11 protein-coding genes are annotated in these 17,186 nt (G+C 32.0%); 9 read left to right on the plus strand and 2 right to left on the minus strand.

Going from position 1 to position 17,186, the window contains the following annotated elements; genetic code table 11:
- Positions 1-23: 23 nt before the first annotated feature.
- The gene (gene guaA, locus Q8S45_RS06620; RefSeq protein WP_305602638.1) at positions 24-1,556 is read right to left on the minus strand and encodes a glutamine-hydrolyzing GMP synthase; all 1,533 of its coding nucleotides are present in this window, start codon (positions 1,554-1,556) and stop codon (positions 24-26) included.
- Positions 1,557-1,883: 327 nt separating this feature from the next.
- Between guaA and gyrB the strand changes: the two genes are divergently transcribed.
- From gyrB to Q8S45_RS06655, 7 genes are all read left to right on the plus strand, one after another.
- Complete coding sequence (gyrB, locus tag Q8S45_RS06625) at positions 1,884-3,824, plus strand: DNA topoisomerase (ATP-hydrolyzing) subunit B (RefSeq protein WP_305602641.1); 1,941 nt, start codon at positions 1,884-1,886, stop codon at positions 3,822-3,824.
- A 99-nt stretch (positions 3,825-3,923) separates the two neighbouring features.
- On the plus strand, positions 3,924-4,952 hold the full coding sequence (locus Q8S45_RS06630; protein ID WP_305602643.1) for a DUF6588 family protein: 1,029 nt from the start codon (positions 3,924-3,926) through the stop codon (positions 4,950-4,952).
- Between the two features lie 152 nt (positions 4,953-5,104).
- Positions 5,105-6,025 carry a malate dehydrogenase gene (locus Q8S45_RS06635; protein ID WP_305602645.1) on the plus strand — a complete coding sequence of 307 codons (921 nt, stop codon included), beginning with the start codon at positions 5,105-5,107 and terminating at the stop codon, positions 6,023-6,025.
- A gap of 204 nt (positions 6,026-6,229) precedes the next feature.
- A complete protein-coding gene (locus Q8S45_RS06640) occupies positions 6,230-7,276 on the plus strand; it encodes an alkane 1-monooxygenase (protein ID WP_305602648.1) in 1,047 nt (348 codons plus the stop codon).
- Between the two features lie 91 nt (positions 7,277-7,367).
- Positions 7,368-7,703 carry a DUF3024 domain-containing protein gene (locus tag Q8S45_RS06645; RefSeq protein ID WP_305602650.1) on the plus strand — a complete coding sequence of 112 codons (336 nt, stop codon included), beginning with the start codon at positions 7,368-7,370 and terminating at the stop codon, positions 7,701-7,703.
- A gap of 59 nt (positions 7,704-7,762) precedes the next feature.
- A complete protein-coding gene (locus Q8S45_RS06650) occupies positions 7,763-10,486 on the plus strand; it encodes a DNA methyltransferase (protein WP_305602653.1) in 2,724 nt (907 codons plus the stop codon).
- Positions 10,487-10,562: 76 nt separating this feature from the next.
- The gene (locus Q8S45_RS06655) at positions 10,563-11,036 is read left to right on the plus strand and encodes a GNAT family N-acetyltransferase (RefSeq protein ID WP_305602656.1); all 474 of its coding nucleotides are present in this window, start codon (positions 10,563-10,565) and stop codon (positions 11,034-11,036) included.
- A 66-nt stretch (positions 11,037-11,102) separates the two neighbouring features.
- Here the strand turns inward: Q8S45_RS06655 and Q8S45_RS06660 are convergent, their stop codons facing one another.
- Positions 11,103-12,779, minus strand: a complete 1,677-nt coding sequence (locus Q8S45_RS06660; protein ID WP_305602658.1) for a formate--tetrahydrofolate ligase — start codon at positions 12,777-12,779, stop codon at positions 11,103-11,105.
- Positions 12,780-12,946: 167 nt separating this feature from the next.
- Here Q8S45_RS06660 and secDF point away from each other — a divergent pair, with 167 nt between their 5' ends.
- Positions 12,947-15,937 (plus strand): protein translocase subunit SecDF, encoded by a 2,991-nt coding sequence (secDF, locus tag Q8S45_RS06665; RefSeq protein ID WP_305602659.1) that lies wholly within the window; start codon positions 12,947-12,949, stop codon positions 15,935-15,937.
- Between the two features lie 132 nt (positions 15,938-16,069).
- A complete protein-coding gene (locus Q8S45_RS06670; RefSeq protein WP_305602662.1) occupies positions 16,070-17,185 on the plus strand; it encodes an adenylate kinase in 1,116 nt (371 codons plus the stop codon).
- Position 17,186: the final 1 nt, after the last annotated feature.

A 17,186-nucleotide genomic window follows, 5' to 3' on the forward strand; every position in this document is an offset into this window, starting at 1 on the left:
AATTGAAATTATTCAATATTTATTTACTCCCATTCAATAGTTGCAGGTGGTTTTGAACTAATGTCATATACTACTCTATTAACGCCTTTTACATTATTTATTATAGTATTAGATATCTTTTGTAAAAATTCATACGGCAAATTTACCCAATCGGCAGTCATCCCATCAGTAGATTCTACGGCACGTAAAACAACTGCTTTTTCATACGTTCTTTCGTCACCCATCACTCCTACTGAATTAACTGGTAATAACATTGCTCCTGCTTGCCAAACTTTATCATACAAACCTGCTTCTTTTAATCCGTTTATAAAAATAGCATCTACTTCTTGTAACATTCTTACCTTTTCTTCAGTAATATCTCCTAAAATTCTAATTCCTAATCCAGGACCTGGGAATGGATGTCTTCCTAAAAGCTCTGCATCAATTCCTAATGAAGCCCCCACTCTACGAACTTCATCTTTAAATAACATTTTTAAAGGTTCTACTATTTTCAACTTCATAAAATCCGGTAATCCACCAACATTATGATGTGATTTTATAGTAGCTGAAGGTCCTCCAGACACAGAAACCGACTCAATTACATCAGGGTAAATAGTGCCTTGTCCAAGCCATTTTACACCTTCTAATAAATGTGCTTCATCATCAAAAACATCGATAAACGTTTTTCCAATCGCTTTTCTTTTTTCTTCTGGATCTGTTTTTCCTTCCAAAGCTTTCAAAAAACGTGCCGAAGCATCAACACCTTTAACATTTAAGCCCATTCCATAATATTGTTCCAAAACACTTTCAAACTCATTTTTTCGTAATAATCCATTATTTACAAAAATGCAATATAAATTTTTACCTATAGCTTTACTTAATAATGTGGCAGCAACAGTTGAATCTACACCTCCAGAAAGTCCCAAAACAACCTTATCGTCACCTAATTTCTTTTTTAATTTTTTAACTGTTGAATCAACAAAAGAATCTGGAGTCCAAGTTTGCTCGATTTTTGCAATTTTTACTAAAAAGTTTTCCAATATCTTCAACCCATCTGAGGTATGATACACTTCTGGATGAAACTGAATTCCATAAGTTACTTCATTTTTAATTTTAAAGGCAGCATTTTTAACGTCGTGAGTACTTCCAATTAATTCAAACTCTTGAGGTAAATCAACAATGGTATCGCTATGGCTCATCCAAACTTGGCTTCCGAGTTCAACACCTTCAAAAAATAATTCATCCTTTTTAACAAATGACAAATTTGCCCTTCCATATTCTCTTGTATTTGAAGAAGCCACTTTTCCGCCATAATTATGTGCTAAATATTGTGCGCCAAAACAAACGCCCAATAAAGGTATTTTTCCTTTTATTAATGTTAAATCAGGACTTGGAGCGTCTCCATTTCTAACCGAGAATGGACTTCCAGATAAAATAACTGTTCCAAAATTTGACACGTTAAAATTTTTACTATTGAAAGGGAAAATCTCACAATATATATTGAGTTCTCTAACCCTTCGCGCAATTAACTGAGTGTATTGCGACCCGAAATCTAAAATAAGTACCTTATGTTGCATCCGCAAAAATAATATTAAAAAGCATAAACCATAAAAAGTATTTTTAATTTTTTATAAATCGCCTTATTTTAGTTAAAAACTACTCTTATAAATAAAAATAATTAAACATTACGAGTCATTTTAAAGATGTATGGTGAATTTTAGGTATACTTAAAAAAATAATTTTAATCAATGGTTCTCATTTCCAATTTAAACGTGTTTTAAAGCGATTTAAAGAACTTTTTATAAAAAAATTTATTGTTGATAACTTTTGATTACATTGATTATTGGTCCTTAAAATGACTTGTCTATTTTTTATATTTGTAGTTATTAAAAATATTTTTAATTATGAGCGAAGAAATAAAGAAAAACAGTTATTCTGCAGATAGTATTCAGGCACTTGAAGGTATGGAGCATGTGCGTATGCGTCCATCTATGTATATTGGAGATATTGGTGTCAGAGGACTACATCATTTAGTTTATGAGGTTGTAGATAACTCTATAGATGAAGCAATGGCAGGCCATTGTGATAGAATTGACGTTGTTATCAATGAAAACAACTCGGTTTCTGTAACAGATAATGGACGTGGTATTCCAGTTGGAATGCACAAAAAAGAAGGAGTTTCAGCATTGGAAGTTGTAATGACTAAAATTGGTGCGGGTGGTAAATTTGATAAAGATTCATATAAAGTTTCGGGAGGTTTACACGGTGTAGGTGTCTCAGTTGTAAATGCCCTATCAGAACATTTACGAGCCACCGTTTTTTTGGATGGTAAAATTTGGGAACAAGAATATTCAAAAGGAAAAGCGTTGTATCCTGCAAAAATAATTGGAGAGACTGATAGTAAAGGTACATTAGTTACTTTTTTACCAGACACTTCTATATTTACACAAACCATTGAATTTAGTTATGACACACTTGCAACTAGATTGCGTGAACTTTCCTATTTAAATAAAGAAATTACAATTACTTTACTTGATAATAGAACTCCAGATGAGGAAGGAAATTTTCCTGTTGAAACGTTCTATAGCGATGAAGGATTACCTGAATTTATACGTTACTTAGATGCAACCCGTGAGCAACTTACCGCCAAAATCATTTCAATGGAGGGTGAAAAAAATGGGATTCCAGTAGAAGTTGCTATGGTTTACAACACTTCTTATTCTGAAAATTTACATTCATACGTTAACAATATTAATACACATGAAGGAGGAACTCATTTAGCCGGTTTTAGACGTGGATTAACAGCCACTTTAAAAAAGTATGCTGACGACTCTGGAATGCTTAAAAATTTGAAATTTGAAATTTCAGGAGATGATTTTCGTGAAGGATTAACTGCAATTATTTCTGTTAAGGTTGCTGAACCTCAGTTTGAAGGGCAAACAAAAACAAAATTAGGAAACCGTGAAGTTACGGCTGCTGTTAGTCAGGCTGTTTCAGAAATGCTAACTAATTATTTAGAAGAAAACCCAAGTGATGCTAGAACAATTGTTCAAAAAGTTATTTTAGCAGCAACTGCTCGTCACGCAGCACGAAAAGCCAGAGAAATGGTGCAGCGTAAATCGGTGATGACTATGGGTGGTTTACCTGGAAAATTAAGCGATTGTTCAGAAACGGATCCAGATAAATGTGAAATATTTTTAGTTGAGGGAGATTCCGCAGGTGGTACCGCTAAACAAGGAAGAGATAGAGCATTTCAGGCAATATTACCATTAAGAGGTAAAATTTTGAATGTTGAAAAAGCAATGCAACATAAAGTTTTTGAAAATGAAGAGATAAAAAATATGTTCACAGCTTTGGGTGTTTCTATTGGAACTGAAGAAGATCCAAGAGCATTAAATTTATCTAAACTTCGTTATAATAAAGTTGTTATTATGTGTGATGCCGATGTAGATGGTAGTCATATTGCAACTTTAATATTGACATTCTTTTTCAGATATATGAAAGAATTGATTGAAAACGGACATATCTATATTGCAACACCACCTTTGTATCTGGTTAAAAAAGGTCAGAAACGGGAATATGCTTGGAATGATAACCAACGTGATATGATTGCTCTTAATATGGGTGGTGGCGTTAGTATTCAACGTTACAAAGGTTTAGGAGAAATGAATGCAGAACAACTTTGGGATACTACAATGAATCCAGAATTTAGAACTATGCGCCAAATTGTTATTGATAATTTAACAGAAGCCGATAGAGTTTTTTCAATGCTTATGGGAGATGAAGTTCCACCACGTAGAGCTTTTATTGAGAAAAATGCTGTATATGCAAAAATTGACGCTTAACCGCTAAAATTCAACTCAAAATAACAAAAAAAAGATTGATTTTTTCAGTCTTTTTTTTGTTTAATATTTACTATATTTGATTTGCTAAAAACTAAATTTATGAAAAAAATTGTATTAATGCTCATCGTGTTAGCCTTTAACTTTAATTTGAAAGCTCAAGATGGACTTGAAGCTATTTTATTAGCTGGTGTTCAGGATGCAAACAAACTAACAGAAGCCTATATGAATCCAGCAATGAAAGGGTTAATTTATGGCATGAATAGTGGCTGGTACCATACCGCAAAAGCACATAAAAAATTTGGATTCGATATTTCAATAGGATTAAACGCGTCAATAGTGCCTTCTAAAGACGAATTTTTTAAATTTGCTGACCTTGGCTTATCTTCTTCAACAACTTCAACATCTGTAATTGGCGCAACGGTGGCTGGTTCGAATAGCTTAGAAGCACCCATTGAAATCAAAGCGGTTGTGGAAGGTCAACAAGTAACGGCTAATTTTACAATGCCGGCAGGAGTAAAAGAAGATCTACCTTTAAATGCAGTTCCTACGCCGTCTGTTCAGTTTAGTCTTGGATTACCAAAACAATTTGATGTAATGATTCGTTTGGTTCCAGAAGTTGGTTCTAATGATGTTAAGGGTAATTTATTAGGTCTGGGACTTAAAAAAGAAATAACCAATTGGTTTGGTGTTTTTGAAAAAACACCACTGCACATTTCATTGCTTGGCGCATATACATCGATGGATGTGAATTACAATATTCAGAATGACAGTTCAATTTCTGGTTCTAATCAAGAAGCTACATTTAATTTATCGTCATATACCGTTCAGGCTATTGCATCATTGAATTTCCCTATTATTAATTTTTATGGTGGTATTGGATATGCCGCTGGAACTTCAGAATTTAAAATGAAAGGAACCTATGATTTAGAATATAATACTGGTTTACCGTCTCCAAATGATAAAAAAGTTAAAACTGTAACGGATCCTGTAAATTTAGATTTTGAAGCAAGTGGAATAAGAGCTACTGTTGGTGCCAGATTGAGTTTAGGTTTCTTTAAAATTTTTGCAGATTACACGGTTCAAGAATACAATACCATTAGCGGAGGCTTCGCCTTTAGTTTTAGGTAATAGTCATAAAATATAGTTATAAAATTAAAAAAAAGGGATCCTTCGGGAGCCCCTTTTTTTTGTACAAAAGTTACCTAGTATCTCTAATTATTATTGTATTTTTGAGTTTCAGAAATTTTTAACAAAACAAAACATTTAAAAAATATTTAAAAATGAAAGTAACAATTGTAGGCGCTGGTGCTGTAGGTGCAAGTTGCGCGGAGTACATAGCAATTAAGGATTTTACATCAGAAGTAGTATTAATTGATATTAAGGAAGGATTTGCAGAAGGAAAAGCAATGGATCTTATGCAAACAGCTTCTTTAATGGGTTTTGACACCCAAATTACTGGTGTAACAAATGATTACTCAAAAACAGCAGGAAGCAATGTTGCTGTAATTACAAGTGGAATTCCTAGAAAACCAGGAATGACACGTGAAGAATTAATTGGAATTAATGCTGGAATTGTAAAATCTGTTGTAGCAAGTTTGGTTCAACATTCTCCTAACGTTATTATTATTGTTGTAAGCAATCCAATGGATACAATGGCTTATTTAGCGCATAAATCATCTGGATTACCTAGACACCGTATTATAGGAATGGGTGGCGCTTTAGATAGTGCACGTTTCAAATATAGATTAGCGGAAGCATTGGGTTGTCCTCAATCTGACGTTGAGGGTATGGTTATAGCTGGGCATAGTGACACTGGTATGTTGCCTTTAACACGTTTAGCTGCTAGAAATAGTGTTCCTGTAGCTCAATTATTATCAAAAGAACGTATTGAACAAGTTGCTGAAGAAACTAAAGTTGGCGGTGCAACCTTAACTAAATTATTAGGTACTAGCGCTTGGTATGCGCCAGGAGCTGCGGTTTCTTCAATGGTTCAGGCAATTGCTTGTGATACTAAAAAAATGTTCCCATGTTCGGCCCTATTAGAAGGTGAATATGGATTAAGCGACATTTCAATTGGCGTTCCTTGTATTATTGGTAAAAACGGAATAGAAAAAATTGTAGAAATTGAATTATCAGCTGATGAAAAAGCTAAATTTATGGAAAGTGCTGAAGGTGTTAGAGTTGTAAATGATTTATTATAATTCAAATTTAAAATTTCACATAGAAAAGAGGCTGTTTAAAAAGAATTGAAAACCGTCATTACGAACATAGTGAAGTAATCTTTTTCTGAATACCAGAATAGATATTATAGATTGCTTCGTTCCTCGCAATGAACGTGAAAAGATACTTTTTAGACAGTCTCTTTTTCATTTTTTAATGTATATTTAACTTCTTAATATGCATTTATGTCCAAATTAAAATATTTAAGTGTCTTCATACTTGCTGGAACTGTTTATGTTTCGTTTACAAATTATGGTATTTGGACTTATTTACCTTTATTATTTTCCTTTAGCTTCATCCCTATATTAGAATTAGTATTCAAACCCAGCACTAAAAATTTCACTAAAGAAGAACAACTAAAATTAAAAAATGATTCTTTTTTTGATTTCGTTTTATATGCAGTTGTTTTGGTTCAGGTAGGTTTTTTAATCTTTTTTTTATTCACCATACAACAGTCTGTTTCAAATTTTGAATTTATAGGAAGAATTTTATCATTTGGTGTGCTTTGCGGTATTTTCGGAATTAACGTGGGTCATGAATTAGGACATAGAAAAAATAGATTTCAACAATTTTTAGGTGAAATTTTATTATTAACTTCATTAGAAACTCATTTTTTACCCTATCATAATAGCGGACATCATTATAATGTTGCAACACCAAAAGACCCAGCAACTGCTAGAAAAGGCGAATGGTTATTTTTATTCTGGTTTCGTTCTCAAATTGGAAGTTACATGCAAGCTTGGGAAATTGAAACAAAACGTTTAAAAAATAAAAGCAACCATTTTTTTTCTTTCAACAACCGAATGCTAAATTACACCATTGCGCAACTGTTACTAATAGCTGGAATTTATTATTATTTTAATTTTAGCACCATGATTGCTTTTATAGGTGCAGCTATTTTTGGAATTATTATGTTAGAAACCGTTAATTATATAGAACATTATGGTTTGCTTAGAAAAATAAATGTAAACGGAAAGTACGAGCGTGTGTTACCACAACATTCTTGGAATTCTAATCATCTTGTTGGAAGAACTATATTATTTGAATTATCTAGGCATTCAGACCACCATTTTAAAGCAAGTAAACATTATCAACTTCTTGACTCAACGCCCAACAGTCCACAAATGATTACGGGTTACCCTGGAATGATGTTGTTAGCATTGATACCTCCATTATGGTTTAAAATAGTACACAAACAGTTGGAGCAATTTCAACGTGATTTAACTCCTTAACCTTGGTTTACTTTGTAATTATTTTGAACTAAAAATGTAGTATTTTTACAAAACAATAGTATTAAACACATTAGTATTAGCTAACAATTTGATGAAAACAATAGACTTTATAGACATACAATTAAAAGAATATATAGAAAGTATTCGCCCGCCAGAAGAAGTAAGGGATCAAGTTGATATCTGGTATTTGTATAAAAATAACGTTGTTGAAATTTTTGAAATTAGACCAAAATGGGATGATAAAAAAGTGTCGCAACATTTTCCAATTGCAAGAGCTAAGTTTGTAAAGTCTAATGATGTTTGGAAAATTTATTGGCTTTCGGGCAACAATAAATGGTTACCATATACGCCAAAGCCAATAGTTGGTAAACTGTATGAGTTTATAGAGCTGATAAAAAAAGACAAATCTGGTTGTTTTTGGGGTTAAAATCTTAAATTTAGAACTTGTAAATTTGCTAATACTAAAATTGCTAATAAAAAGATGAAATGGCATTAAGCTGGAACGAAATTAAAGACCGCGCATTAAAATTTACCAATGAATGGGCTAACGAAAAGAAAGAACGCGCAGAAAAAGATAGTTTTTGGAACGATTTTTTTGATGTTTTTGGAATTTCCAGAAGGCGTGTTGCTACCTTTGAAGAACCTGTAAAAAAACTAAACAATCAGCAAGGGTTTATAGATCTTTTTTGGAAAGGAACCTTGTTGGTTGAACATAAATCGAAAGGAAAAAACCTAGATACTGCTTTTACACAAGCTACCGATTATTTTCACGGAATTAAAGAATACGAATTGCCAAAATACATTTTAGTATCTGATTTTGAGCGTTTTAAATTATACGATTTAGATGAAAACCTTGAAATTGAATTTCATATTAAAGACTTTTATAAAAATGTAAAGCAATTTGGCTTTATTGCTGGTTATCAAAAAAGAACATTTCAAGAAGAAGATCCTGTAAACATACAAGCAGCCGAATTAATGGGAAAACTGCACGACCATTTAGAAGAATTTGGTTATACAGGACATTATTTAGAAGTGTATTTGGTGCGACTTCTTTTTATTTTATTTGCCGATGATACCAGCATTTTTGAAAAAGACACTTTTAAAGAATATATAGACCAAAAAACCAATGAAGATGGTAGCGATTTAGGTGCTTTATTGGCACAATTTTTTCAAATTTTAAATACACCAAAAGAGCAACGACTTAGAAATTTAGACGAACATTTAAGTCAGTTTCCGTATGTAAATGGTAAATTATTTGAAGAACAATTGCCAATTGCTGCTTTTAACACCAAAATGCGTAGCATTTTATTAGAAGCTTCAAAATTAAATTGGGGTAAAATTTCGCCTGCTATATTTGGTTCGTTGTTTCAAAGTGTGATGAATCCTGAAGAACGTAGAAACTTAGGCGCGCATTATACTTCCGAAAAAAATATTTTTAAATTAATAAAACCTTTGTTTTTAGATGAACTACGAGCAGAGTTCGACAAAGTAAAATCCAACTCAAACAAACTAAAAGAATTTCATCACAAATTATCTACCTTAAAATTTTTAGACCCAGCGTGTGGTAGCGGAAATTTTTTAATTATTACCTACCGAGAATTGCGCTTGTTAGAACTGGATATTTTAAGAGAACAGTTTAAGTTTGGCGAACAAGTTTTAGATGTTTCAAGTATTTTATGGTTAGATGTAGACCAGTTTTATGGCATTGAGTACGATGAGTTTGCCACTAAAATTGCCGAAGTTGCGATGTGGCTAATAGACCACCAAATGAATATGCGCATCTCAGAAGAATTTGGGCACTATTTTGTGCGCTTACCATTAAAAAAAGCAGCTAAAATTGTACATGGCAACTCCTTACGAATTCCTTGGGAAAACGTAGTGCCAAAAAACGAACTTTCGTATATTATTGGAAATCCCCCTTTTTACGGAAAATCTTTGCAAACAAAGGAGCAAAAAGAAGATATGAACTTGGTTTTTGGCAAGGTTAAAGGTGCAGGAGTTTTAGATTATGTTGCAGCGTGGTATTATAAAGCGGCTAACTATATTACGAAATCGCCTATTAAAGTTGCTTTTGTTTCAACCAATTCTATAACACAAGGTGAACAAACTGGGATTTTATGGAATGAATTATTAAACACATTTAAAATTAAAATACATTTTGCGCATAACACATTTAGTTGGACAAATGAGGCGCGAGGAAAAGCTGCTGTACATTGTGTAATTATAGGTTTTGCAAATTTTGACACAAAAAATAAAATGCTGTTTGAATATGATGACATTAAAGGAGAACCTCATGTAAAAACTGTAAAAAACATTAACCCTTATTTGGTTGAAGCAAATGATTTGATTATTGCTAAAAGAAGACAACCAATTTGCAATGTTTCTACTATTTCATTTGGAAGTATGCCAAATGATGGAGGTAATTTTTTATTTTCTGATGAAGAAAAAGATGCTTTTTTAGTGTTAGAGCCAGATGCAGTAAACTTTTTTAAACCGTTGGTAAGTGCTCACGAATTTTTAAATGGAAAAAACCGTTGGTGTTTATGGTTAACAACTATTAAACCAAATGAATTAAGAGCTTTAAGTGAAGTACAAAAAAGAGTTGAAAATGTAAAAACACTTCGATTAAATAGTAGCAGAGCCGCAACTCAAAAATTAGCTGCATTCCCAACATTGTTTGGCGAAATTAGACAACCAAAATCTAATTATGTTTTAATTCCTTTACATTCTTCAGAAAACAGAAAATACATACCAATGGGGTTTTTTGATGAAGGTTATATTGCAAATAATTCTACCAGTGTAATTGCAAACGCAACATTGTTTGAGTTTGGTGTGCTTCATTCTGAAATGCATATGGTTTGGGTAAAATATATTTGTGGAAGAATAAAAAGCGATTATCGATATTCAAATGAAATGGTTTACAACAATTATCCTTGGCCATTAGAATTAAGCGAGAAAAACCAACAACAAGTAACAGAAAAAGCACAAAAAGTGTTGGATGTAAGAGCAGAATTTAAAGAGAGCAGTTTGGCAGATTTATACGATCCATTAACAATGCCACCAAAATTGGTAAAAGCACACCAAGCATTAGACAAAGCAGTAGATTTATGTTACCGCCCACAAGCGTTTACTACAGAAAATGCCCGAATTGAGTTTTTATTTGAGTTATACAATACCTACACAGCACCGTTGTTAACTAAAAAAAAGTAAAATTACGCAAACCAATAGTTGAAATTAAATGCTAAAAACACAAATTGCATAAACCCTTTTAACGCATTTATTACTTATGAGTGAAAAAAGTATGACTTTCCGAAGAGCAACAAAAAATGATGTTCCATGTATCGTAAAAATGTTAGCAAATGACAATTTGGGCAACTTAAGGGAAAAGTACCAGAATCCTTTGCCTGAAAGTTATTACACGGCTTTTGAAATTATTAATTCAGACCCAAATCAGGAATTAATGGTGCTAGAAAACGAAAACGATCTCGAAATTATAGGTACTTTTCAACTTACTTTTATTCCGTATTTGAGTTATCAAGGCAAATTAAGGGCACAAATTGAGAATGTATTTGTACGGCAAGACTTAACAGGACAAGGAATTGGAAAAAAAATATTTGCTTGGGTAATTGAAAGAGCAAAAGAGCGAAATGCACATTTATTACAATTAACCAGCGATAAAAAAAGAGCCAACGCCATTAAATTTTATGAAGATTTGGGTTTTAAAACTTCCCACGAAGGAATGAAATTACATTTTAAATAAAAAAGGTTTGCCCTTATTTGAGCAAACCTTTTTAAAATCAATCTTCTAAAATTTATTTCAAAACAATTACGACAAACCAAAAATTACACCATTATTATCAATTGTCATTCCTTCAGAAGCAGGTGCCGCCGGCAATCCAGGCATACGCATCATCTGCCCCAAAATTGGGATTATAAATTTAGCACCAGCTGATATTTCAATTTCACGTACTGTTACTACAAAGTTTTTAGGGCGCCCGATTAAAAATTCATTGTCTGAAAATGATTTTTGTGTTTTTGCCATACAAATAGCAAAATCGTTGAAACCTAACCGTTCAATTCGTTTTAAATTTAACTTGGCTTGTTTGTCAAAATCTACACTATCAGCACCATAAATTTTTTTGGCAATAATTTCAATTTTATCTTTCACAGGCATATTCCAATCATACAATGGTTTAAAGTGCGATGCATTTGACTCAACCACAGCAACCACAGCTTTTGCCAATTGTTTGGTGCCGTCACCTCCTTTTGCCCAATTGTTAGATACAACTGCCTTTACACCAATTGATTTACACTTTTGAATCACAAAATTAATTTCTTCATACGTATCAGATGTAAAAGTGTTGATAGCAACAACAGGTTCTATATTAAATTTTCTAATGTTTTCAATGTGTTTTTCCAAATTGCAAAAACCAGCTTCAACAAAAGCGCTATTTGGCGTGTTAATCTCGTCAGTTTTAGCGCCGCCATGATGGCGTAATGCTTTAATTGTTGCCACTAAAACAACTGCTTTAGGATTTAATTTTGCAGCAACACATTTTATATTTAAAAACTTCTCAGCGCCTAAATCGGCTCCAAAACCAGCTTCAGTAACCACATAATTTGACAAAGACAATCCCATTTTAGTTGCAATTATGGTATTGGTACCTTGAGCAATATTAGCAAAAGGACCTCCATGAATAATTGCTGGATTTTCTTCTAAAGTTTGTACTAAATTAGGCAGAATAGCATCTTTCAGTAAAATTGCCATTGCATTTTCTGCCTTTAAATCGCGAGCAAAAACAGGTTTTTTATCAAATGTAAATCCAATTAAAATATCGCCCAGTCTGTTTTTCAAATCTTCAAAATCGGTTGCCATACAAAGTATTGCCATAACTTCTGATGCTGGAGTTATATTAAACCCGTCTTCACGTGGAATACCGTTTGCAGTTCCGCCCAAACCTATGGTAATTTTACGAAGCGAGCGATCATTCATATCGATAACTCGTTTCCAAAGAATGGTTCTTGAATCTAAATTTAAATTACAGCATTGACTTTGTAAATTATTATCAATTAGGGCTGCCAATAAATTATTTGCTTTTTCAACGGCGTTAAAATCACCTGTAAAATGAAGATTTATATCTTCCATTGGCACAACCTGAGAATAACCACCACCCGCTGCACCACCTTTAATTCCAAAAACAGGGCCTAAAGATGGTTCACGTAAAACAACCATAGCTTGTTTCCCAATTTTATTTAAACCTTCAGTTAAGCCAATAGAAACGGTTGTTTTTCCTTCACCTGCAGGTGTTGGAGTCATGGCGGTAACTAAAATTAAATTATTGTTTTTTATTTTTTCTTCATCTATTAAACTTAATGGAAGTTTTGCTTTGTATTTGCCATACATTTCAAGATCATCCTCATCAATTCCCAACTTTGCTGCAATAAGTTTTATATGTTTTAATTCTTTTCCTTGAGCAATTTCAATATCAGTTAAAAAATTCATTATAATTTAGATTTTAAGGGGTAAATATAAGAAAATAGCCTTTATTTTTTAACACAATTAAATAAGACCTTCATTGTTAAGATAAAAAGGCAAAAAGAATTGTTAGTTCCTATTTGAAATTATATATTTGCACGTTTATTAAAAAATAAATTTTAAATTAATTTAACATGCAAAATAAAGGACTTATAAAACTTTTTGCCATCCTGTTTGGATTAGTGAGTTTATATCAATTATCATTCACTTGGTTTACGTCTGGTGTAGAGGAAAAAGCAAAAATATATGCCGAAGCGAGGTCAAATGACGGTAGAGAAATTGCACAATTAGAAAGAGCATATTTAGACTCTATTGCTAACAAACCTGTTATAGATTTAGGTTTCACTAGTTTTAATTATTCTGAAATTAAAAGTAAGGAACTAAACTTAGGATTAGACCTTAAAGGAGGAATCAATGCTATTTTACAAGTTTCTGTTAGAGATATTTTGATAAAATTAGCAAACGACTCTAAAAACCCTACTTTTAATGAAGCATTAGCAAAAGCTACTGAACGTTCTAAAAGTAGTGATGATACTTATTTGAATTTATTTTTCGAAGAATTTGAAAAACTAAGTAAAGGAAAAATAAAATTAAGCGACCCAAGTATTTTTGGAAATAAGGCTTTACGTGAAAAAATTAATTTTCAATTAACAAATGCACAAGTAAAGCCAATTATTGAAGAAGAAATTTCTGGTTCAATTAGTACTGCTTTTGAAGTATTAAGAAGTCGTATTGATAAATTTGGTGTTACACAACCTAACATTCAACGTATTGGTAACTCTGGTCGTATTTTAATTGAATTACCTGGAGCTAAGGATATTGACCGTGTTAAAAATTTATTACAAAGCACTGCTGAATTACAGTTTTGGGAAGTTTATTCAAACCAAGAAACTGCCAATTTCTTTTTTGCAGCAAACACTGTTGTTGAAAATTATTTAAAAGCAACTGGATCGAAAGAAACGACTGCAAAATCAGATAATATAGATGATTTATTAGGTAAAGTTTCAGATTCAGTAACTCCAAAACAAGTTAAAAATTTATTTTCAGTTTTAACTCCTAGTGTACCACAAAATGAAAACATGGTGTCTTCTATTATTGGAACTGCTAAAGTTTCTGATACTGCTAAGGTAAATGAATACTTGAGAATGACTGAAGTTAGACATGAGTTATCTGCTGAAATGAAATTTGCCAAATTTTTATGGGACGCAAAAACTTTTAGTGCAACTTTAACTGAAACACAGGAAGAAGTGGCAATGATTAATCTATATGGTATAAAATCTAATAGAGAAGATGTTGCTCCAATTGAAGGTGACGTAATTGATGATTCAAGTCAAGAATTTGGACAAACTGGAAAACCTGAGGTTAGTATGACAATGAATGCTTCTGGAACAAGATTATGGGCAAAAATGACTACTGAAAATGTAGGTAAATTTGTTGCCGTTGTTTTAGATGATTATGTTTATACAGCACCTTCTGTAAATACATCAATTACCAATGGTAGAACTTCTATTTCAGGAGGAAGCATGACCGTTGCTGAAGCTCAAGATATTGCAAACGTTTTAAAAGCAGGTAAATTACCTGCGGCGGCTCACATTATTCAATCTGAAGTTGTTGGGCCATCGTTAGGTCAACAAGCAATAGATGCTAGTATAAAATCTTTTGCATTGGCATTATTAATTGTGTTTATATGGATGGCATTTTATTATGGAAAAGCTGGTGGTATAGCAGATATTGCTTTAATTGTTAACCTACTTTTCATTTTTGGAATTCTAACTTCGTTTGGAGCCGTACTTACTCTGCCAGGTATTGCAGGTATTATATTAACCATTGGTATGGCCGTGGATGCAAACGTAATTATATACGAACGTATTAAGGAAGAATTAAAAGGAGGCAAAGGATTAAAACAATCTATTGTTTATGGTTTTAGTTATGACGGTGCATTTTCTGCAATATTAGATGCAAACGTTACTTCACTTCTTACCGGTATTATTTTATATGTATTTGGAACTGGACCTGTAAAAGGATTTGCTTATACTTTTATTATAGGTATTATAACTTCTTTATTTACAGCAATATTTATTACAAGGTTATTAATTGATTGGTACGCTGGAAAAGGAAAACTTTTCACATTTGATACCAGTATTACTAAAAATTGGTTTAACAATTTTAAAATTGATTTCTTAAAACTTAGAAAAATAGCATACGTATTTTCAACTGTAATAATTATTATCAGTATCGTTTCATTATTTACTAATAAATTAAATTATGGGGTAGATTTTGTAGGTGGTAGATCATACGTTGTTAAGTTTGATAAAGCTATGAACGCTACTGACGTTTCAGTTTCTTTAAAAGATGTTTTTGGTGATATGCCAGAAGTTAAAACTTATGGAGAAGTTAGTCAGTTAAAAATTACAACTAAATATAAGATTGAAGAAGAAGGAAATCATATTGATGATGAGGTTCAGGGATTATTATTTAAAGGGTTAAAATCGTACATACCAAGTGGTGTAACCTTTGAAGAATTTAAACCTGGTTATGGTGGAGATAGACCTGCTGGTATTATGAGTTCTATGAAAGTTGAACCAACTATTGCAGATGATATTAAAACTGCTGCAGGATGGGCCGTTTTAGGTTCCTTATTTGTAATTTTCTTATATATATTATTACGATTCAAAAAATGGCAATATAGTTTTGGTGCTGTTGTTTCATTATTTCATGATGTTTTGGTTGTGTTTGGAGTGTTCTCATTATTTTATAAGGTTTTACCATTCGATATGGAAATTGGACAGACTTTTATTGCGGCAATTTTAACTGTTTTGGGTTATTCCATAAATGATACCGTAATTGTATTTGATAGAATTCGTGAATTCTCAAAAACACATAGTACTTGGCCTTTTGCAAAAGTCATCAATACAGGTTTAAATAGCACTATGGGTAGAACTATAAATACATCGTTAACTACTTTATTAGTGTTAGTTGCTATTTTCTTATTTGGTGGAGATTCTATTAAAGGATTTATGTTTGCATTAATTGTAGGTATTGGTGTAGGAACATACTCATCTTGGTTTATTGCATCACCAATTTTATATGACACCGTTAAAAAATTTGACAAAAAGACCAAATAAATAAAATTAAATTAACTATTAAAAACCGTTTTGAGATTTCAAAACGGTTTTTGTATTTCAAATTACCAAATAAATTAAACAATACAATCTGATTTAATATTTAGATTATTAAATTAGCCAAAAAGAGGAAAAATGAGCATTATTAAACTACACGACAAACTTTTTAAAAAGTACATTTCTAAAGATCAAATTGCAGAGGCAGTAACCCAATTGGTAAAACAAGTTGCAAAAGATTGTAAAAATGAAACCCCCATATTTATAGGTATATTGAACGGCTCATTTGTGTTTGTGGCCGATTTTGTTCGTAAATATAAATTTAATTGTGAAGTTTCTTTTGTGAAATTGGCATCCTATAATGGTACTAATTCTACAGGCAAAATAAAACAATTGGTTGGGTTAAATGAAAATCTAGAAGGACGAACTGTAGTTATATTAGAAGATATAATTGATACCGGAAACACGCTTCAAGAAATTTATGATATCTTTAAAGATAAAAAATTAAAACAACTTAAAATTGCCACATTATTCTTTAAACCAGATGTATTTAAAAAAGAATTACCTATAGATTATATTGGTTTATCCATACCCGATGAATTTATTGTTGGATATGGCTTAGATTATGATGGACTAGGACGAAATCTTGCAAATATTTACCAACTTACAGCAAAACCTACAGTTAAAAATATACTTCTATTTGGTCCTCCAGGTGTTGGTAAAGGAACACAGGCCGATATGTTAAAAGAAAAATACCATCTTGTTCATATTTCAACTGGCGATGTTTTTAGAAAACACATAAAAAATGAAACAAAACTTGGAATTTTAGCAAAATCATATATTGACAAAGGAAATTTAGTACCTGATGACGTAACCATTAAAATGTTAAAATCTGTTGTTAATAAAGTTCCTCATACTAATGGAATTATTTTTGATGGATTTCCACGTACAAAAGCTCAGGCTATTGCTCTTGATGAATTTCTAGAAGAAAGGGGTGAAACTATTGACGGAATGATAACCATTGAAGTTCCTACAAGTCTATTAATTGCTCGACTACTAGAGCGTGGTAAAACTAGTGGTAGATCCGATGATCAAGATGAAAATAAAATATTAAATCGTTTCAACGAATATTATACAAAAACTGAAATTTTAAAAGATTATTACCAATCTCAAAATAAATATTTTGGTATAGATGGTGTTGGAGAGATTGAAGAAATTACAAAACGTTTAAGCGACGTTTTTGAAAAACTATAAA

Source organism: Lutibacter sp., from assembly GCF_030692605.1.
Taxonomy (GTDB): Bacteria; Bacteroidota; Bacteroidia; order Flavobacteriales; family Flavobacteriaceae; genus Lutibacter.